This window comes from Comamonas denitrificans, assembly GCF_017368815.1.
In the GTDB taxonomy this organism is placed as follows: domain Bacteria; phylum Pseudomonadota; class Gammaproteobacteria; order Burkholderiales; family Burkholderiaceae_C; genus Comamonas; species Comamonas denitrificans.
Window position 1 is genome coordinate 1 of the sequence record NZ_JAFNME010000073.1, and the last position, 828, is coordinate 828.

Annotated in this window: 1 pseudogene; it reads left to right on the forward strand. The window is 60.9% G+C overall.

Annotation, left to right across the window (positions count from 1 at the left end):
- Positions 1–828: pseudogene (locus tag J1777_RS14205) on the forward strand (IS3 family transposase); the annotation flags it as partial.

Below are 828 nucleotides of genomic sequence, written 5' to 3' on the forward strand. Positions count from 1 at the left end.
GATGAACTGCGCCGCCTGAAGGCCGAGCTCAAACGGGTCACCGAGGAGCGTGACATCCTAAAAAAAGCGGCGGCGTACTTCGCGCGGCAGTCCCGCTGAAGTACGCATTCATCGCTCAGCACCAAGCGCTGTACAGCGTGCGAGGCATGTGCCGTGTTTTGCGGCTGCACCCCAGCGGGTACTACGCCTGGAAGGCGCAACCGCAAAGTGCCCGTGCCCAGGACGACCGCAGGTTACTGGGCTTGCTCAAGCACGCCTGGCTGGAAAGCGGTGGGGTGTACGGTTACCGCAAACTCACCCTGGACATGCGTGACCTGGGCGAGCGGTGCAGCAAACACCGGGTGGCCAAGCTGCTCAAGCAAGAAGGCTTGCAGGCCCAGCGGGGTTACCGCAGATGTCCCAGCCCCCGAGGCGGTCAGCCTGCCGTGGTCGCACCCAATGTGCTGGAGCAGCAGTTCTCGGTGGAAATGCCCAACCAGGCGTGGGTGACGGACATTACCTACATCCGCACTCACGAAGGCTGGCTGTACCTATCGGTGGTTATTGACCTGTTCTCGCGTCAGGTGGTGGGTTGGTCCATGGGCAACCGCATCGACACCCAGTTGGCTTTGGATGCGTTGCTGATGGCCGTTTGGCGGCGCAGGCCCAGCAAAACGGTGCTGGTTCATTCAGACCAGGGCTGCCAATTCACTAGCCATGAATGGCAGGACTTCCTCAAGAGCCACAAACTGCAGCCCAGCATGAGCCGACGGGGCAACTGCCATGACAACGCTGTCGCAGAGAGTTTCTTCCAGTTGCTCAAACGTGAGCGCATCCGCCGTAAAACCT